The 18301-nt window shown below is 67.2% G+C and carries 16 protein-coding genes; 11 read left to right on the forward strand and 5 right to left on the reverse strand.

Annotated elements, in window-relative coordinates; translation table 11 throughout:
• Positions 1 to 397: 397 nt before the first annotated feature.
• The 5 genes from LG3211_RS16840 (at position 398) to LG3211_RS16860 (ending at position 7824) form a co-directional block, all read left to right on the forward strand.
• Positions 398 to 1726 carry an MFS transporter gene (locus tag LG3211_RS16840; RefSeq protein ID WP_235113991.1) on the forward strand — a complete coding sequence of 443 codons (1329 nt, stop codon included), beginning with the start codon at positions 398 to 400 and terminating at the stop codon, positions 1724 to 1726.
• Between the two features lie 43 nt (positions 1727 to 1769).
• Complete coding sequence (locus tag LG3211_RS16845) at positions 1770 to 3101, forward strand: dicarboxylate/amino acid:cation symporter (protein WP_057943844.1); 1332 nt, start codon at positions 1770 to 1772, stop codon at positions 3099 to 3101.
• A gap of 129 nt (positions 3102 to 3230) precedes the next feature.
• A complete protein-coding gene (locus tag LG3211_RS16850; protein WP_057943845.1) occupies positions 3231 to 4418 on the forward strand; it encodes an OprO/OprP family phosphate-selective porin in 1188 nt (395 codons plus the stop codon).
• 215 nt (positions 4419 to 4633) lie between these two features.
• The gene (locus LG3211_RS16855; RefSeq protein WP_057943846.1) at positions 4634 to 7297 is read left to right on the forward strand and encodes a hybrid sensor histidine kinase/response regulator; all 2664 of its coding nucleotides are present in this window, start codon (positions 4634 to 4636) and stop codon (positions 7295 to 7297) included.
• Between the two features lie 122 nt (positions 7298 to 7419).
• Positions 7420 to 7824 (forward strand): hypothetical protein, encoded by a 405-nt coding sequence (locus LG3211_RS16860; protein WP_057943847.1) that lies wholly within the window; start codon positions 7420 to 7422, stop codon positions 7822 to 7824.
• 18 nt (positions 7825 to 7842) lie between these two features.
• Here the strand turns inward: LG3211_RS16860 and LG3211_RS16865 are convergent, their stop codons facing one another.
• The 5 genes from LG3211_RS16865 to LG3211_RS16885 form a co-directional block, all read right to left on the reverse strand.
• A complete protein-coding gene (locus LG3211_RS16865; protein ID WP_057943848.1) occupies positions 7843 to 8517 on the reverse strand; it encodes a LuxR C-terminal-related transcriptional regulator in 675 nt (224 codons plus the stop codon).
• Between the two features lie 473 nt (positions 8518 to 8990).
• Complete coding sequence (locus LG3211_RS16870; RefSeq protein WP_057943849.1) at positions 8991 to 9977, reverse strand: malate dehydrogenase; 987 nt, start codon at positions 9975 to 9977, stop codon at positions 8991 to 8993.
• Between the two features lie 87 nt (positions 9978 to 10064).
• The gene (locus LG3211_RS16875) at positions 10065 to 10454 is read right to left on the reverse strand and encodes a glutaredoxin family protein (RefSeq protein ID WP_057943850.1); all 390 of its coding nucleotides are present in this window, start codon (positions 10452 to 10454) and stop codon (positions 10065 to 10067) included.
• 60 nt (positions 10455 to 10514) lie between these two features.
• Positions 10515 to 11720, reverse strand: a complete 1206-nt coding sequence (locus LG3211_RS16880; protein WP_057943851.1) for a pyridoxal phosphate-dependent aminotransferase — start codon at positions 11718 to 11720, stop codon at positions 10515 to 10517.
• Between the two features lie 435 nt (positions 11721 to 12155).
• Entirely contained in the window at positions 12156 to 12662 is a 507-nt protein-coding gene (locus LG3211_RS16885; protein WP_057943852.1) for a peptidylprolyl isomerase, read from the reverse strand.
• 469 nt (positions 12663 to 13131) lie between these two features.
• Between LG3211_RS16885 and typA the strand changes: the two genes are divergently transcribed.
• The 6 genes from typA (at position 13132) to pqqD (ending at position 18276) form a co-directional block, all read left to right on the forward strand.
• Positions 13132 to 14961: a translational GTPase TypA gene (gene typA, locus LG3211_RS16890; RefSeq protein WP_057943853.1), complete on the forward strand. Its 1830-nt coding sequence runs from the start codon at positions 13132 to 13134 to the stop codon at positions 14959 to 14961.
• Between the two features lie 268 nt (positions 14962 to 15229).
• Positions 15230 to 15703: a DUF2127 domain-containing protein gene (locus LG3211_RS16895; protein WP_057943854.1), complete on the forward strand. Its 474-nt coding sequence runs from the start codon at positions 15230 to 15232 to the stop codon at positions 15701 to 15703.
• A gap of 417 nt (positions 15704 to 16120) precedes the next feature.
• A complete protein-coding gene (pqqA, locus tag LG3211_RS27490; RefSeq protein WP_036111709.1) occupies positions 16121 to 16204 on the forward strand; it encodes a pyrroloquinoline quinone precursor peptide PqqA in 84 nt (27 codons plus the stop codon).
• 64 nt (positions 16205 to 16268) lie between these two features.
• The gene (gene pqqB, locus LG3211_RS16905) at positions 16269 to 17201 is read left to right on the forward strand and encodes a pyrroloquinoline quinone biosynthesis protein PqqB (protein WP_057945551.1); all 933 of its coding nucleotides are present in this window, start codon (positions 16269 to 16271) and stop codon (positions 17199 to 17201) included.
• Positions 17198 to 17983 carry a pyrroloquinoline-quinone synthase PqqC gene (gene pqqC / locus LG3211_RS16910; RefSeq protein ID WP_057943855.1) on the forward strand — a complete coding sequence of 262 codons (786 nt, stop codon included), beginning with the start codon at positions 17198 to 17200 and terminating at the stop codon, positions 17981 to 17983. Before pqqB ends, pqqC begins: the two co-directional genes overlap by 4 nt.
• A complete protein-coding gene (gene pqqD, locus LG3211_RS16915) occupies positions 17980 to 18276 on the forward strand; it encodes a pyrroloquinoline quinone biosynthesis peptide chaperone PqqD (RefSeq protein ID WP_057943856.1) in 297 nt (98 codons plus the stop codon). Before pqqC ends, pqqD begins: the two co-directional genes overlap by 4 nt.
• The last annotated feature ends 25 nt before the right edge of the window (positions 18277 to 18301 follow it).

Raw genomic sequence — 18301 nt, forward strand, 5'->3', positions numbered from 1 at the left:
CAGGACGGACACATCCGGACAAGCATGAATGGCGCAGATGACGTGCAGATGGCGGCACGGCGCGCACCGGCGCGGTGATTTACCGGACGATGACGCGACGAATCGCCGGCCTGGAGCGGCATCGTTCGCGCCGCGCCCGGCGTTCTTCGACTAAAGCACTACCCCGCCCGTAGCGCGCGAAATACGCCGCTGAACAGCGCTCGGCGGCGTATTTCCAACCCTGCGCACACTGCGTTCCAGAGTTCTAACCCTAAGGTGCTATTGGCCCACCCCGCCCCCCAGCCCACCATCGGCGCCGGGTGCAGGGACGTGCCGCGCCCGCCGTTGCCGCGCCGCGAACGATCGCACCGCGACGACAACGCATCACCCCGCCATACCCGCCGTTGCAGGAGCCGCCGTGAGCGCGATCACCACCGCCGACATCCCCTCCATCGCTCCGGCCATGAGCCCGGGACAACGGCTCAAGTCGATCTTCTCCGGATCGATCGGCAATCTGGTCGAGTACTACGACTGGTACGTCTACAGCGCATTCTCGCTGTACTTCGCCCACGTGTTCTTCCCCAAGGGCGACAAGATTTCGCAGGCGCTCAACGCCGCGGCGATCTTCGCAGTCGGCTTCCTGATGCGCCCGCTCGGCGGCTGGGTGTTCGGCCGCTACGCCGACCGCCACGGCCGCAAGGCCGCGCTGATGCTGTCGGTGCTGATGATGTGCGCCGGCTCGCTCATCATCACCTTCACCCCCGGCTACGAAACCATCGGCGTGTTCGCGCCGGTACTGCTGGTGGCGGCGCGGTTGATGCAGGGCCTGAGCGTCGGCGGCGAATACGGCAGCTCGGCGACCTACCTGAGCGAGATGGCCTCGCGCGAGAACCGCGGTTTCTGGTCCAGCTTCCTCTACGTCACCCTGATCATGGGCCAGCTGCTCGCGCTGATGGTGCTGATCGTGCTGCAGCAGTTCGTGTTGAACGAAGAACAGCTGCGCGACTGGGGCTGGCGGATTCCGTTCGCGATCGGCGCGATGGCCGCGATCATCGCCCTGTACCTGCGCCGCAACATGCAGGAAACCGAATCGTTCACCAAGCTGCAGGCCAGCGACACGCCCAAGCGCAAGGAAGGCTCGCTGCGCACGCTGGCGCAGCACCCGCGCGCGGTGCTGACCGTGGTCGGCCTGACCATGGGCGGCACGCTGGCGTTCTACACCTACACCAACTACATGCTGAAGTTCCTCACCATCAGCACCGGCTTCGACAAGGAAACCGCGTCGCTGATCAACGCCGCCAGCCTGTTCGTGTACATGCTGATGCAACCGCTGGTCGGCGCGCTGTCGGACCGGATCGGCCGGCGCCCGCTGCTGATCGCCTTCGGCGTGCTCGGCACCGTGCTGACCGTGCCGGTGATGCACTGGATCCGCGACGCGCAATCGCCGATGCAGGCGTTCTGGCTGATCATGATCCTGCTCAGCGCGGTCAGCGGCTACACCGCCATCAACGCGGTGGTGAAGGCCGAATTGTTCCCGGTCGAGGTCCGCGCGCTCGGCGTCGGCCTGCCCTACGCGCTCACCGTCGCCCTGTTCGGCGGCACCGCCGAGCCGATCGCGCTGTGGTTCAAGCAGATCGGCATGGAAACCGGCTTCTTCTGGTACGTCAGCGCCTGCATCGCCTGCTCGCTGCTGGTCTACGCGTTCATGCCCGACACCCGCAAGCATTCGCAGATCGATCACGACTGATCGTCCTTCCCTCTTCACGTCTTCGCGCTACAGGAACGAAACCATGAAATCGCCAGCCTCGCGTTTCTATCTATGGGTGGTGGCCGCCATCATCCTCGGCGGTGTGGTCGGGCATTTCTTCCCCGATTTCGGCGTCAAGCTAAAGCCGCTGGGCGACGGTTTCATCTCGCTGATCAAGATGCTGATCGGCCCGATCATTTTCCTGACCGTGGTGCTGGGCATCGCCGGCGTCGCCGACGTCAAGAAGGTCGGGCGCGTCGGCGCCAAGGCGATCTTGTACTTCGAAGTGGTTTCGACCTTCGCCCTGGTGATCGGCCTGATGGTCGTCAACACGCTGAAGCCTGGCGCGGGCTTCAACGCCAACGTGGCCGACCTGGACCCGAAGAAGGTCGCCGAGGCCATCGGCTACGCGCACAAGGCCGAAGAGCAGAGCACGGTCGATTTCCTGCTGCACATCATCCCCAAGACCTTCACCGACGCCTTCACCGGCGAAGGCAGCCTGTTGCAGGTGCTGCTGCTGGCGGTGCTGTTCGGCTTCGCCCTGCTGCACATGGGCAAGGCCGGCGAAAAGGTCATGGATCTGTTCGAGACGCTGTCGAAAGCGTTCTTCGGCATCATGAGCATGGTCATGAAGCTGGCCCCGATCGGCGCCGGCGCGGCGATGGCCTTCACCATCGGCAAGTTCGGCATCGAATCGCTCGGCCCGCTGCTCAAGCTGATGGGCAGCTTCTATCTCACCTGCGCCCTGTTCGTGCTGATCGTGCTCGGCGCCATCGCCCGTCTCACCGGCTTCAGCATCCTGCGCTTCATCCGCTATATCCGCGACGAACTCCTGCTGGTGCTGGGCACTTCGTCGTCGGAATCGGCGCTGGTGCCGCTGATGCGCAAGCTCGAACGCCTGGGCTGCTCCAAGCCGGTGGTCGGCCTGGTGGTTCCCAGCGGTTATTCGTTCAACCTCGACGGCACCAACATCTATCTGACGATGGCGGCGATCTTCGTCGCGCAGGCGCTCAACGTCGAACTCACCCTGACGCAGGAAATCACCCTGCTGGCGGTAGCGATGCTGACCTCCAAGGGCGCTTCCGGCGTGACCGGCGCGGGCTTCATCACCCTGGCCGCGACCCTGACCGTGGTGCCGGCGGTGCCGGTCGCGGGCCTGGCGCTGATCCTGGGCATCGACCGCTTCATGAGCGAAGCGCGCGCGCTGACCAACCTGATCGGCAACGGCGTGGCCACGGTGGTGGTGGCGCGCTGGGAGAACGAGCTCGACCGCGACAAGCTCAATCATGAGCTGATCAATCCGCCGAGCGCGCTCGACCTCGACGCCGAGCTGCCGAGCGACCACCACGGCCCGCTGAGCGACAAGGCCGCCTGAGTTCCACCGGCCCGCGCCGGGCGCGCGGGCCGTACAACCCCAACCCTTCCCAGCCGGACGCACAGCGCGCCCGGCGCGGTTTCCTGCTGCCAGGACGGCGGTAATAACGACCTTGGAGCACGACCGACCATGCGCATCGATCGCCTCGCCCTCGTCCTGTCCCTGACCGCGTTGCCCTGTGCCGCGCAGGCCGGCAACTTCGACGACTGGCCGACCAAGTACACCTTCGGCGACGGCACGGAGATTTCCGCGACCGGCAACTTCGCCTACGACGTGGTGGATTTTTCCGGCGACGGCTACGGCACCGCCGCGACCGACCTGTCCGACGACGGCCACTACCGTCGCCGCGAGTTCGGCATGAATCTGAAAAAGAAAGACGTCTACGATTTCACCGCGGTGTTCGATTTCGAATCCAAGCTCTGGCTCGACGTCGCCCTGCGCCTGGACACCAAGGCCTGGTTCGGCGCCGACTACGGCAAGCTGCGCGTGGGTTACTTCAAGACGCCGGTGAGCATGGAGAGCGTCGCCGCCTCGCGCTCCGCCAGCATGCTGGAGCAGTCGGCCGCCTCGCAGGCGGTCTACGAAGGCCGCCGCACCGGCGTGGAGTGGTCGATGGAACGCCCGCGCTACGCGGTCAGCGCGGCGTACTTCTTCGGTCACGATCTGCAGGGCGACAACCCGGGCACCACCGCCGCCGGGCGCGCGGTGTGGACGCCGGTCAAGGACAAGGATCACGTCGTGCACCTGGGCCTGACCGGCTCGGTCGAGAACCCGCACGGCTTCACCGATGGACGCGGCGCCTATTTCGGCCCCGCCGCGCGTTTCCGCGCGCGGCCGATGAACGGCCTCACGCCGGTGCGCCTGGTCGATTCGGGCAGCCTGCGCAATACCGACAAGATCGTGCGCAACGGCTTGGAAGCGTTGTGGATCGACGGCCCGTGGTCGGTGCAGGCCGAGTATCTGCGCGCGACCGCCGAACGCGACAACGGCGCACGCGATTTCACCGCCAACGGTTACTACGTCACCGGCAGCTGGGTGCTGACCGGCGAAACCCGCCCCTACACCGGCAACAACGTCGGCAACATCAAGCCCGCGCACGGCTATGGCGCGGTGGAGTTGCTGGCGCGCTTGGGCGAACTGGATCTGGACGACGGCGGCATCGCCGGTGGCAAGCAGCGCGACTGGACCTTGGGCGTGAACTGGTACCTGACCACACACTTCAAGTTCCAGGCCAACTACGTGCGGGTGAAGGCCGACAAGGGCCTGCTGTCGGCCGATCCGGACGTGATGGAGGTTCGGGCTCAGGTGCAGTTCTGAGCAGCCGGGATTCGGAATTCGGGATTCGGGATTGGTAAAAGCGCGGCGGGAGGTTGCGCGCTTTTGACTTTGCCGCGGCACGTGAGGACGATGAAGGCGTAGCCCGCCACAGCGGGCGTCCGCGGCAGACCCGACGCTCAGCCCGTGCGCATCCAGGTTCACGGCGCCCCGCTGTTACGAATCCCAAATTCCGAATCCCGAATCCCGGCCCCAACGTGATCCCCCGCCGCCGCCAGCTCCAGACCGCCTTATGGATCGTGCTGCCGCTGGCCGGCGCGCTGCTGACGATGCTGATCGTCGGTCGCATCGCCTATTCGCAGGCCTTGCAGCGCCAGGCCGGCGAAGCCAGCGTGCTGCTGGCGCAGCGCGCGCAGGTGATCGAGCAGCACATCGATCGTTACCGGATCATGCCGGCGGTGCTGTCGCTGGACCCGCAGTTGCGCGCGACCCTGGCCAATCCCGCCGACCGCGTCCAGCGCCAGCGCGCCAACGAGCGCCTGGTCCAGCTTAATTTCGCCAACCGCACCAGCACGTTGACCCTGATCGACGGCAACGGCATCGGTCTGGCCGCCAGCAACTGGGACCTGCCCAACAGCAACGTCGGCCACTCCTACGCATTCCGCCCGTATTTCCAGAAAGCCATGGCCGAAGGCTCGGGCGAGTTCTACGCCATCGGCGTGACCACCCACGTGCCAGGCCACTTCATCGCCCGCGCCATCCACGACGAACGCGGCGGCGCGGTCGGCGCGGTCGCGGTCAAGGTCGAGCTGGAAGACATCCGCTCGGACTGGAGCGAACGCGGCGATCTGGTCCTGCTCAGCGACGCCAACGGCGTGGTGTTCCTGACCGCGCAGCCGCAATGGCGCTACCGCATGCTGCGCACACCGACACCGGCGCAAAGCAGCGAGCTACAGCGCACCCGCCAGTATCAAGGGCAGAAACTGCGGCCGGCCTCGTTCCGGCTCGAACGCGAAGTCGGCGACGGCGCGCGCGTGGTGCGCCTGCGCGAGCCGGGCATGCGCGAGCCGATGCTGTGGCAATCGCTGCATCTGCAACGCGAAGACTGGACCCTGCACCTGCTGCGCGACACCACGCCGAGCATCCGCATCGCCTGGATCGCGCGCGCGGTGGCGGCCGGCGCGTGGCTGCTGCTGGTCTCGGTCGCGCTGCTGCTGATGCAGCGCAACCGCATCGCCAGCCTGCGCCTGCGCAGCCGGCAGGAACTGGAGCGAATGGTCGAGCACCACGCCGAAGCGCTGCGCAACGCCCAGGACGGCGTGGTTCACGCGGCGCGGCAGGCGAGCCTGGGCAAAGGCCAGAGCCTGGAACATTTGCCGCAGGGCGTCAGCGTGGTCGATGCGCAACTGCGGCTGGTGGCGTGGAATCAGCGCTACGCCGAGCTGTTCCGCTATCCGCCGGAGCTGTTGCAGGTGGGCCGGCCGATCGAAGACCTGATCCGCTACAACGCCCGCCGCGGTCTGCTCGGCGCCGATCCGGAAGACGCGATCCGGCGCCGCCTGGATCATCTGCAACGCGGCCAGCCTTACCTGCACGAACGCGAACGCCCGGACGGCACGGTGATCGAGATCCGCGGCAATCCGATGCCCGACGGCGGCTTCGTCACCAGTTACGCCGACATCACCGCCTACAAGCAGGCCGCGCGCGATCTGCGCACGCTGGCCGACAGCCTGGAACGCGGCATCGAGCAGCGCACCCGCGATCTGCAAAGCGCCATGGGCGAAGCCGAGCGCGCCAACCGCTCCAAGACCCGCTTCGTCGCCGCCGCCGTGCACGATCTGCTGCAGCCCTTGAACGCTGCGCGCATGTACCTGTCGTCGCTGCGGCGGCGCGTGAGCGATGGCGAAGGCCGTGAGCTCAGCGACCACATCGAGGCCGCGCTGGCCGCGCAGGACGACATTCTGTCCAGCCTGCTGGACATTTCGCGCCTGGAATCCGGAGCGCTGGAAGTGCGCCGCGCCGCGCTGCCGTTGTCGCGGCTGTTCGCCAGCATCGACAGCCAGTTCCGCATTCTGGCCGAGTCGCGCGGCCTGCGCCTGCACTGCATCGCCTCCAGCGCGGTGATCGACAGCGACGAAGTGTTGCTGCGCCGGATCGTGCAGAACTTCGTCTCCAACGCGATGCAGTTCACCCCGCGCGACGGCCGCATCGTGATCGGCGCGCGGCGCCTGCACGACAGCATGCGCGTCGAGGTGTGGGACACCGGCCCGGGCATCGCGGCGAACAAACGCGAACTGATTTTCGAGGAATTCCAGCGCCTGGACACCGGCGTCGAAGCGCCGCAGCGCGGCGCCGGGCTCGGCCTGGCGATCGTGCGCCGGGTGGCGCTGCTGCTCGGCCATCGCGTGCACGTGCGCTCCTGGCCCGGGCACGGCAGCGTGTTTTCGGTAGAAGTGCCGTACGCGCAGGCCGCCTCGTACGCGCCGGAAACCGCGGCGCCGCTTGTCGCGGCCGACGGCCATGCCGCGCAGGGCCAGGATTCGCCGCTGCACGGCCGCCGGGTGTGGGTGATCGACGACGATCTGCATTCGCGCCAGGCCGCGCAACGCCTGCTCGGCGATTGGGGCTGCGCGGTCGAAACCGCCGGCACCGCGGCCGAGGCGCTGACCAAGGCTTCGGCGGCGACGATGCCGGACCTGCTGCTGCTGGACTACCGGCTCGGCGAAAGCACCGGTTTCGAACTGGGCACGCAGTTGGAAGCCAAGTGGAAACGCATGCCGCAGGTGGTGCTGATGTCGGCCGATGCCGACCCGTCGCTGCGCACGCGCGCGGCCGAACGCGACTGGAGCTTCCTGCCCAAGCCGCTGCGGCCGGCGGCGCTGCGCGCGCTGGCGACACGACTGCTCGGCATGGGCCTGTAAGCGCGCCGTCTGCAGGCCCGCGGTTTGCCGGGTCGGTCGGCATCGACACCCCGCGCCGAAGGCCGCCGCGCCGGGCCCGGTTCGGTAGCACACTGGGCTTCGCCCTCCCCTGCGCACGCGCCATGCCCGACTTGCCCTTGCTCGACCTCGCCGCCTTGCGCGCGCTGGCGCGCGACTCGGCCGCGATCGCCGGCGCCTGCGCGTGCGTCGCGCCGGCGCCGATCGCCTGGACCAGCATGCCGATGGAGCTGCCGCAGTCGCGGCTGGAACGGATCGCCACCTTGATCGCGGCGGCGGACTACGAGCTCAGCGTCGAGGAATACCATCCGCGCGGCACTCACTACTGGTCGCCCGACGCGCCGATCGCGATCGACCGCTATCCGGGTAATCACTGCGATGTCTGGCGATGCCGCCAGTGCGGCCGCTGCTTTCTGCACTACACCGAGGGCGGCGGTTATTTCGTCGACCGGCGCATTCGCCTGCTCGATCCGGCACTGATCGTGGATACCTCGATCGCGCAGGACTGAGCGCGCGGCCTCTGCGGCTCAGGACAGGCGCAGCGCGTCGTCGTGCAGGCCGGCGCCGTCTTCGTCCAGCGCCAGCCCCTTCACCAGCACCGCCGCCTGGGTGCGCGAATGGCAGCCGAGCTTGCGCAGGATCGCGGTGACGTGGATCTTCACCGTGTTCTCGGCCAGCGACAGCTCGTAGGCGATCTGCTTGTTGAGCAGGCCGTCGGCCAGGCGCAGCAGCACGCGCATCTGTTGCGGCGTCAGCTGGGCCAGGCGATCGGCGAGTTGCGCGTCGCCCTCATCGCGATCGGCCTTTTGCGAGGGAAACCAGACTTCGCCCGCGAGCACGGCGTTGACCGCTTCGCCCAGCACCGAGGAAGGCGCCGACTTGGGCACGAAACCGGAGGCGCCGAACTGCTGCGCGCGGCGGATGGTGCGCGGGTGTTCGTTGGAGGAAATGATCACCACCGGCAGCTCGGGGCGTTCGCCGCGCGCGTAGACCAGCGAAGAGAACCCCATCGCCCCGGGCATCATCAGGTCGAGCATGGCCAGATCGAATTCGCCGCCGCTGGCGATGGCCGCTTCCAATGCGCTCTGGCTGGCGACCTCGACGATCTGCGCGCCGGGCGCGATCTCGCCCAGCGCATAGCGCAGCGCCGCGCGGAACATCGGATGGTCGTCGGCGATCAACAGGCGCAGGGTTGCGCTCATCGGACTGGATACCCCTCGGGCTGAGAGCGGGACCGATCCTACACGGTCGGGGCGCGCGCGGGACTTTGGCGCGGCTGTCCGGGCTCACACTCCGCCATTTAGTTCCCTGCCCCGCTTGCGGGGTGGGGGCTGGGGTGAGGGCACGCAGCACGGTCCGTTGCGTCGAAGGACCTCGCCTCCCTCTCCCGCTTGCGGGGTGAGGGGCCGCGCTTGCGAGCCATTGGCTCGCGCGGCACCGAACGCCCGAACGCCGTGCGTTCGGGCCGGGGTGGGCTGGGGTGAGGGCGCGCGAGGTAGCAGATGGCGCCGCAGGCCTAAGTTCGCGCACCCTCACACCCCAAGGGTGCTTCCTTCGGGCGTCCGGTCCTTCGGACCACCTTCTCCCGCCAGCGGGAGAAGGGAAAAAAGAACGGGGCAGCCGAAGCCGCCCCGTTCATGCATCCATCCGGGCCGAACCGCGCCCGGCGGTTCGATCAACCCAGCAGATGGGCGACGCCGGCGCGCTCTTCTTCCAGCTCGGCCAGGGTCTTGTCCATGCGCTCGCGGCTGAAGGCGTCGATTTCGAGGCCTTCCACGCGGGTGTACTCGCCATTGGCGGTGATCACCGGCACGCCGTACATCACCGTCTCCGGGATGCCGTAGCTGCCGTCGGACGGCACGCCCATGGTCACCCACTTGCCGTTGCTGCCCAGGACCCAGTCGCGGACGTGGTCGATGGCGGCGTTGGCGGCCGAGGCGGCCGAGGACAGGCCACGCGCTTCGATGATCGCCGCGCCGCGCTTGCCCACGACCGGAATGAAGGTGTCGGCGTTCCAGGCGGCGTCGTTGATCTTGTCCTTCAGCGACACGCCGCCGGCCTTGGCGAAGCGGTAGTCCGGATACATGGTCGGGCTGTGGTTGCCCCACACGATCAGGTTCTCGATGTCGCCCACGGCGACGCCGGCCTTGGCGGCGAGCTGGCTCAGCGCGCGGTTGTGGTCCAGGCGCAGCATGGCGGTGAAGTTCTTCGCCGGCAGGTCCGGCGCCGACTTCATCGCGATGTAGGCGTTGGTGTTGGCCGGGTTGCCGACCACCAGCACCTTGACGTTGCGCGAGGCGACCTTGTTCAACGCCGCGCCCTGGGCGGTGAAGATCTTCGCGTTTTCCAGCAGCAGGTCCTTGCGCTCCATGCCCGGGCCGCGCGGACGCGCGCCGACCAGCAGGGCGATGTCGGCGTCCTTGAACGCGACTTCGGCGTCGTCGGTGCCGACGATGCCGGCCAGCAGCGGGAACGCGCAGTCTTCCAGCTCCATGATCACGCCCTTGAGCGCGGCCTGGGCCTTCTCCAGCGGCAGTTCCAGCAGCTGCAGGATGACGGGCTGATCCTTGCCGAGCATTTCGCCGGAAGCGATGCGGAACAGCAGCGAGTAGCCGATCTGGCCGGCAGCACCGGTGACGGCAACGCGGACGGGGGTCTTCATCGGGGTGTTTCCTTCGCTAGTGAACAAGGTGGCGGGCACGCGGCCCGCGTTATGGATGGAGTCGAGCGCGCGGCGGCCGCCGCGCGCTCACAGGCGATAGCCCAACGGTTCGAGATGGCCTTTGATCTCGTCCATGTTGTAGCCGTAAACGATGTCCTGGCCGACGATGGTGACCGGCACGCCGCGCGCGCCGACCGCGTCCATCGCCTTCTGGCCCGCGGCGGTATCGACGTCGATGAGGGTGTAGCGCACGTCGGCCAGTTCGAAATCCTTGCGCAGCTTTTCGCAGTAGCCGCACCACTCCGCCGCAAGCATGACGATGCGCTTGTCGCCGGTGGTGTGGCGCGGATCGTCGGGCTTGAGCTCGGCCGGACGCGAGGCGAACAGGCCGCCCGCGCCGTTGGCCTTGAGCAACTTGACGCCGCCGACGCCGACAGCCGCGGCGATGGCGATCCAGAGCACGGTGGTCACGCGCATATCGAAGTCCTTGGTCTGGATCGTAGCCGAGGGCGAACGCTGGTCGAATCGACGCCGGGCTCAGGCGAGCTCGGCGAAGAATTCCTGGAAGCGCTGCAGACCCGGCGCAAGCTGCGGCGTCGGACAGGTGTAGCTGATGCGCAGCGCGCGCGGCTCGCCGAACGCCGAACCCGGCACGCAGGCCACGCCCTTGGTTTCCAGCAGAGCGTTGCAGAAATCCATGTCGTTGCCGATCTTCAAACCGCTGGGGCCATGCGTTTTGCCGAAGGCGACGCTGATGTCCGGGAACACGTAGAACGCGCCCTGCGGACGCGGGCAGACCACGCCCGGGATCGAATTCATCACGTCCATGACCTGGTCGCGCTTGACCTGGAATTCGGCGCAGCGCGCGGTCGGCACGTCCTGCGGACCCGACAGCGCGGCCACGGCGGCGGCGGTGACGATTTCCGGGACGTTGGTGATGTGGTTGGAGTTCATCGTGGTCACGGCCTGCGCGATCACTTCCGGACCGGCCATGAAACCCACGCGCCAACCCGGCATGCCGTAGGTCTTGGACAGCGAGTCGATGAAGATCACGCGGTCGCGCAACTCGGGATGCGAGTGCACGAAGTTGTGATAGCCCAGGCCGTCGAACACCATGCGGTTGTAGATGTCGTCGGTGATGACCCAGGTGTCCGGGTACTTGGCGATGACCGCGGCCAATGCATCGATTTCGTCCTTGCCGTAGACCATGCCGGTCGGGTTGGACGGGTTGTTGAACAAGAACACCTTCGGCTTCTTCGCCAGCGCGACTTCCAGCTGGGCCGGGGTGAGCTTGTAGTCCTGCGAGGCCGGGCACGGCAGCAGGTCGATCTTGGCGTTGACGATCTCGGCGATGTCGAGATAGCTGGTCCAGTACGGGGTCGGGAAGACGATCGTGTCGCCTTCGTCCAACAGCGCCTCGGCGATGTTGTAGATCACGTGTTTGGCGCCGATGCCGGTGGCGCAATTGACGCGGCCGTAGCCGGTCAGGCCGATTTTGCTCATGTGCTCGATGAACGCGTCCAGCAGCGCGTCGGCGCCGCGGTTGCTGCCGTACTGGCCGCTGTCCTTGGCCAGCGCTTCGCGCACGGCGGCATAGACATGATCGCCGGGCAGGAAGTTGGGAACGCCGATCGAGAAGCTGATGATGTCGCGACCTTCGGCCTTGAGCCGCTTGGCCTTTTCGGCAACCTGCATGATCGCGCTGGGCTTGGCGCGACCGATGCGCCGGGCGAGCTGGGGCATCGTGTAAACCTCGTGGGGTGGTGTACGACGGAGCGTGCGGAGATGAGTAGCGAGGACGCTGGACGCAGCGGCGGTTGCGACGGCGGCGCTCGTTACGGGCGCTGTCGCCGGACGCACTGGAACCGCTGGTTCTAGCCGCAAAATGGTAGCACAGCGATGGCCGGGCCCTGGTTTGCAATATGTTGTGGGAGGTAATGCTTTTGTGGGAGGGAGCTTCAGCCCCGACGCTTTTCGATCAGCCCCGGTGAGAGCCCGGCGCGATCGGGCCGAAAAGCATCGGGGCTGAAGCTCCCTCCCACAAAAGCCCCTTTTACGGCAGCGCCCTGCCATGCCGGCTATGGCGAAATTCCAGGGCGCAAACGAAAAAGACGGCCTTTCGGCCGTCTTTTCGCATCGCACAGCCCTGCGGCCGCGCGAGATGGCCCGAATCCGGACTCAGGCGCGCTTGTTCTCGTCGAGCACCTTGTTCCAGTCGGCCACGCGGTCGGCCTTGGCGGCCAGCACGGCGGCGACATCGCCTTCGATCTTCACCGAGTTGATCTTGTCGCCCTGCTTGACCGTATCGACGATCTCCAGGCCTTCCAGCACCTTGCCGAACACGGTGTGCTTGCCGTCCAGCCAGTCGCAGACGATGTGGGTGATGAAGAACTGGCTGCCGTTGGTGCCCGGGCCGGCATTGGCCATCGACAGCACGCCGCGCTGGTGACCCAGGCCGTTGCGGGTCTCGTCCTCGAAACGATAGCCCGGGCCGCCGGTGCCGGTGCCCTGCGGGCAGCCGCCCTGGATCATGAAGTTCGGGATCACGCGGTGGAAGTTCAGGCCGTCATAGAAGCCGCGCTGGGCCAGATTGACGAAGTTGGCGACGGTCAGCGGCGCCTTGTCGGCGGCGAGTTCGACGCGGATCGGGCCGCGTTCGGTGTCGAAGGTGGCGATCAGGCTCATGCAGCGCACTCCAGGTGTAGCGATGGGGATGGGAAAACGGTTCGCCGGCCGAGATGGCGGCGGCCAGGGCAATCCTCAATGGTACCGAAGCGAAAAAAACCTCGTCGGGCCGCAACCCTTGCCGGAACGGCGCGAGCCGCGGCGGCGCGGGCACGGCCTTGATCGCGTCGCGGGAGGCCCCGTCCTCGAACCGCGGTCCAAAGCTGAATGCGGTGGCGCAAGGCCGGGCACGGCCGCCAGGCGGCAGGCGTACGTCCCAGCCGGCGGAGGCCGGACGGCGGGTTGGCCGGGCTTCCGGGACGCGGCTCGCGCCGCTTCTGCAGGGCCTTTCCCGCCTTTTATCGGCCCTGCCCGTTCATAAAACCGCCCCGACATGAATAAAGCCCGCCCCGGCAGGCACTTGCCACCTTTGACCGGTATAATGGCCGGCTATCTTCCTCAGCTATAGCGCCTTCCGGCGTCCAATCGCATGTCCATCGAACGCCTGCGCAATATCGCCATCGTCGCTCACGTCGACCACGGCAAGACCACCCTCGTCGACTGTCTGTTGAAGCAGTCCGGCACGCTGTCCGAACGCACGGTGCTGGCCGAGCGCGCGATGGACAGCAACGACCAGGAAAAGGAACGTGGCATCACGATCCTGGCCAAGAACACCGCCATCACCTGGCAGGGCAACCGCATCAACATCGTCGACACCCCAGGCCACGCCGACTTCGGCGGCGAGGTCGAGCGCGTGCTGTCGATGGTCGATTCGGTGCTGATCCTGGTCGATGCGATGGACGGCCCGATGCCGCAGACCCGCTTCGTCACCCAGAAGGCGTTCGCGATGGGCTTCAAGCCGATCGTGGTGGTCAACAAGATCGACCGCCCGGGCGCCCGTCCGGATTGGGTCATCGACCAGGTGTTCGACCTGTTCGACAAGCTCGGCGCCACCAACGAGCAGCTCGACTTCCCGATCGTCTACGCCTCGGCGCTGCACGGCTACGCCAGCCTGGACGACGCCGCGCGCTCGGGCGACATGACCCCGCTGTACGAAGCGATCATGAAGCACGTCCCGCCGCCGCAGGTCGATCTCGACGGCCCGTTCCAGATGCGCATCAGCCAGCTGGACTACAGCAACTTCGTCGGCCTGATCGGCATCGGCCGCATCCAGCGCGGCAAGGTCCGCCGCAACATGCCGGTCAGCGTGATCGACCGTCACGGCAAGAAGCGCCAGGGCAAGGTGTTGCAGGTGCTCGGCTTCATGGGCCTTGAGCGCCTGGAGACCGAGGAAGCCGAGGCGGGCGACATCGTCGCCATCTCCGGCGTCGCCGATCTGTCGATCTCCGACACCGTGTGCGCGCTGGACACCCCGGAAGCTCTGCCCGCCCTGACCGTGGACGAGCCGACCATCAGCATGACCTTCCAGGTGAACAACTCGCCGTTCGCCGGCAACAAGGATCTGAGCGGCGGCAAGTTCCTCACCAGCCGCCAGCTGCGCGAGCGCCTGGTGCGCGAAACCCTGCACAACGTGGCGCTGAAGGTCGAAGAAGGCTCCGATCCGGACAAGTTCCTGGTCTCCGGCCGCGGCGAACTGCATCTGTCGGTGCTGATCGAGAACATGCGCCGCGAAGGTTTCGAGCTGGCCGTGTCGCGTCCGGAAGTCATCATCAAGGAAATCGACGGCAAGCTGATGGAACCGGTCGAGCAGTTGGTGGTCGACATCGAAGAGCAGCACCAGGGCGGCGTCATGGAGAAGCTCGGCACGCGCAAGGCCCAGTTGAAGGACATGGTGTCCGACGGCAAGGGACGCGTGCGCCTGGATTACATGATCCCGGCTCGCGGCCTGATCGGCTTCCAGAACGAGTTCCGCACCCTGACCCAGGGCTCGGGCCTGCTGTTCCATGTGTTCGACCACTACGGTCCGAAGGAACAGGGCGCGATCGCCAAGCGCATCAACGGCGTGATGATCGCCAATGCGCCGGGCACCACCCCGGCCTATTCGCTTGGGCCGCTGCAGGATCGCGGCAGGCTGTTCGCCGCCGAAGGCGACAACGTGTATGAGGGCCAGCTGGTCGGCATCCACTCGAAGGACAACGACCTCACCGTCAACGCGATCAAGACCAAGCCGCTGACCAACATGCGCGCCTCGGGCAAGGACGATGCGATCCAGCTGAGCCCGGCGATCAAGTACACGCTGGAGCAGGCACTGGACTTCATCGAAGACGACGAACTGGTCGAAGTCACGCCGAAGGAAATCCGCCTGCGCAAGAAGTTCCTCACCGAAAGCGATCGCAAGCGCGCCTCGCGCGCGGCCTGATCGCAGCAGGGGCGCCGTCGGCTTGAACCGCGGCGCCCTCGCCCCAAGTCAGTACGCTTCGCTGCAACGAAGCGTCACGCGGGACTTGGGGCACGGCGGCATCGCGCATCGGCGCGTGCCGCGTCCGCCGGGCCGCCCGCCTCGCCGCGTTGCGAACCTTGGCGCGTCATGAGGATCGAAGCGGCATGCATGTGCACGGTCTGATCGCAATCCCCGGCTCCCGCGCTGCCCTGCCGGGCACGGCCCGACACTGGCCGGCGCACGCGCGATGACCGCACCCGAACACCACTACGACGCCAACCCCAAGGCCCATCCGGGCCTGCACGTGATCGCCGCGGTCGAAGCGGCCAAGGGCGCGCTCGCGCTGTCGGCCGCCAGCGGCCTGGAACTGCTCGGGCCGGCGCCGCTGCAGCGCTGGATCGAAGAACTCATCAAGCGCTTCCACCTGGACCCCGAGCACGGCTCGCTGGCCTGGCTGGCGCACAGCATCAGCCCGAATTCGGTGCACCTGGCCGCGGCCATCGTGCTCGCCTACGGCGTGCTGCACCTGATCGAAGCCTGGGGCCTGTGGAAGGCCAAGGCCTGGGCCTCGTGGCTGGGCTGCCTGGGTGCGGCGCTGTACCTGCCGTTCGACATCTACGCGCTGACCCGCCACCCCGGCTGGCTCGCCACGGCGGTTCTCATAATCAACGTGATCGTGGTTTGGGTTCTCGCGCGCGACATTCTCAAGCGGCGCCGCTGAGGCCCGCCGACGCGGCACGTCTTTGTGGGAGGGAGCTTCAGCCCCGATGCTTTTCGATCAAGTCGCCGCGGGCTTACCAGCGATCTGACCGAAAAGCATCGGGGCTGAAGCTCCCTCCCACAGCAAAAGCCCTCCTCCCCCAACACACCTCCAAGCCTCGCTGCCGCGCCAGCGCGCGCGCCCGAATGTTAGCTGCGGATTAATTTTCACCGTGCCTGCATTCCAACCCGTTCGGGCTGAAGTCACAGGCATCGCGCACCGCTCCGGTGTATGGTTTCGGCATCGCAACGCGAGTTGCGAGGCATGCCGCCGCAGCGCATCCAGCGGCATGCTCAATACCTCACCGATGCGCACGCGCGCCCTCCCAAGCACGCGGTTTCCACGCTCACAGCCCACTGTCCAACATGAGGAACGCTTATGAAGACTTGGTCCAAGCCTCAGATCCGCGAAATCTCGGTCGGTTGCGAAATCAACTCGTACTCCTCCGGCGATCTGTTCTGAGCATGTCCGCTTCCGCCGTCGCAACGCACATGCGGCAGCGCATCGCATCGATGGTTCATCGATGATGCGCATCCTCGTGCTCGGTGCGGCGGCCGGGGGCGGCTATCCGCAGTGGAACTGCAATACCCCCGGCAGCCGGCGCGCCTGGCGCCAGGAGCCCGGCCATCAACGCCGCAGCCAGGCCAGCATCGCGGTCAGCGCCGATGGCGAACGCTGGCTGCTGATCAACGCCTCGCCCGACTTCCGCCAGCAGATTCTCGCCGCGCCCGCGCTATGGCCGCAGCGCGATCTGCGCCATTCGCCGATCGAAGCGGTACTGCTGACCAGCGGCGAAATCGATCACATCGCCGGGCTCCTGTCGATGCGCGAACGCCAGCGCTTCGATCTGTGGGCCAGCGCGCGCGTGCTCGACGTGCTCAGCCAGAATCCGATCTTCGACTCGCTCCATCCCGACTACGTCACCCGCCGCGCGCTGACCCTGGAGGCGCCGCTGGACATCGCCGGCCTCCACGCGCCGCTGGGCCTGCGCGTCACCGCTTTCAGCGTCCCCGGCAAAGTGCCCTTGTTCATGGAGTCGCGCGCCAACGGCGACCTGCAGGGCGGCGAGGAAGAGACGGTCGGCCTGGAAATTTCCGACGGCCGCGAACGCTTCTACTACATACCCGGCTGCGCCGAACTGACCCCGGCCTTGCGCCAGCGCCTGCACGGCGCGGCGCTGCTGTTCTTCGACGGCACCTTGTGGCGCGACGATGAAATGCAGCGCGCCGGCGTCGGCAGCAAGACCGGCGCGCGCATGGGCCACATGAGCATCGCCGGCGGCAACGGCGACGACGACGCCGGCACTCTCGCCGCGTTCGCCGGGCTGGACGTGCGGCGCAAGATCTTCATCCATCTCAACACCACCAACCCGGTCCTGGACGAATCCTCGCCCGAGCGCGCGCAAGCCCGCGCGCACGGCTGGGACATCGCCGAGGACGGCATGGAAGTGAGCCTATGAACGCCAGCGCCGCCGACCTGCCGCGCGCCCTCGCGCCGCACGATCGTGAACTGCTGTCGCCTGAGCAACTGGAAGCGCGCCTGCGCGCGATCGGCGCCGAACGCTATCACGACAAGCATCCCTTCCACGGTCTGCTGCACGGTGGGCAGTTGGATCGCGGCCAGGTCCAGGCCTGGGCACTGAACCGCTTCGAATACCAGCGCTGCATCCCGCTCAAGGACGCCGCCCTGCTCGCCCGCATCGAAGATCCGCAACTGCGCCGCGTGTGGCGCCAGCGCATCGTCGATCACGACGGCGAACGCGAAGGCGACGGCGGCATCGCGCGCTGGCTGCATCTGACCGATGCGCTGGGGCTGGATCGCGAACTGGTCGAATCCGGCCGCGCCCTGCTGCCGGCGACGCGGTTCGCGGTGCAGGCCTATATCCACTTCGTGCGCGAACGCAGTCTGCTGGAAGCCATCGCCTCCTCGCTCACGGAATTGTTCGCGCCGACCATCATCGGCCAGCGCGTCGCCGGCATGCTGGCCAATTACGATTTCGTCTCGCCCAAGGCGCTGGCCTATTTCGACTCGCGCCTGCATCAGGCGCCGCAGGACGCGAACTTCGCCCTGGACTACGTCAAGCGCCATGCGCGCACGCGCGAGCAGCAGGACGCGGTCTGCGACGCGCTGCGTTTCAAGTGCGAGGTGCTGTGGTCGATGCTCGACGCGCTGCACCTGGCCTACGTCGAGCCGCGGCTGATTCCGCCGGGCGCGTTCGATCCGCGGCGGATGCCGTCATGACCGCGACCATCGACGCCGGCAGCGTGCTGCGCTTCCCGGTCGGCGTGCGCCTGCAGCACGACCGCGCGCGCGATCAGTGGGTGCTGCTGGCGCCCGAGCGCGTGGTCGAGCTCGACGACATCGCCCACGCCGTGCTCACTCACATCGACGGGCGTTCCGACGTCGAAGCCATCGTCGCCGCGCTGGCGACCGAGTACGGCGCCGATGCGGGGGAGATCTACAGCGACGTGCTCGAACTGTTCGCCGGCCTGCTCGAAAAACGCATGCTGGCGTTCGCGCCGCAGATGTCGTGAGGGCGGAGCCGATGCGCGCCCGGTA

The organism is Lysobacter gummosus, assembly GCF_001442805.1.
Classification (GTDB): Bacteria; Pseudomonadota; Gammaproteobacteria; order Xanthomonadales; family Xanthomonadaceae; genus Lysobacter; species Lysobacter gummosus.

Coding starts and splice junctions, on each gene's coding strand:
- LG3211_RS16885 (WP_057943852.1), bottom strand. CDS start 12,662: ATGAGCCTGATCGCCACCTTCGACACCGAACGCGGCCCGATCCGCGTC.
- LG3211_RS16875 (WP_057943850.1), bottom strand. CDS start 10,454: ATGCGCGTGACCACCGTGCTCTGGATCGCCATCGCCGCGGCTGTCGGC.
- LG3211_RS16845 (WP_057943844.1), top strand. CDS start 1,770: ATGAAATCGCCAGCCTCGCGTTTCTATCTATGGGTGGTGGCCGCCATC.
- LG3211_RS16880 (WP_057943851.1), bottom strand. CDS start 11,720: ATGCCCCAGCTCGCCCGGCGCATCGGTCGCGCCAAGCCCAGCGCGATC.
- pqqD (WP_057943856.1), top strand. CDS start 17,980: ATGACCGCGACCATCGACGCCGGCAGCGTGCTGCGCTTCCCGGTCGGC.
- LG3211_RS16860 (WP_057943847.1), top strand. CDS start 7,420: ATGCCCGACTTGCCCTTGCTCGACCTCGCCGCCTTGCGCGCGCTGGCG.
- pqqB (WP_057945551.1), top strand. CDS start 16,269: ATGCGCATCCTCGTGCTCGGTGCGGCGGCCGGGGGCGGCTATCCGCAG.
- typA (WP_057943853.1), top strand. CDS start 13,132: ATGTCCATCGAACGCCTGCGCAATATCGCCATCGTCGCTCACGTCGAC.
- pqqC (WP_057943855.1), top strand. CDS start 17,198: ATGAACGCCAGCGCCGCCGACCTGCCGCGCGCCCTCGCGCCGCACGAT.
- LG3211_RS16870 (WP_057943849.1), bottom strand. CDS start 9,977: ATGAAGACCCCCGTCCGCGTTGCCGTCACCGGTGCTGCCGGCCAGATC.
- LG3211_RS16850 (WP_057943845.1), top strand. CDS start 3,231: ATGCGCATCGATCGCCTCGCCCTCGTCCTGTCCCTGACCGCGTTGCCC.
- LG3211_RS16865 (WP_057943848.1), bottom strand. CDS start 8,517: ATGAGCGCAACCCTGCGCCTGTTGATCGCCGACGACCATCCGATGTTC.
- LG3211_RS16895 (WP_057943854.1), top strand. CDS start 15,230: ATGACCGCACCCGAACACCACTACGACGCCAACCCCAAGGCCCATCCG.
- pqqA (WP_036111709.1), top strand. CDS start 16,121: ATGAAGACTTGGTCCAAGCCTCAGATCCGCGAAATCTCGGTCGGTTGC.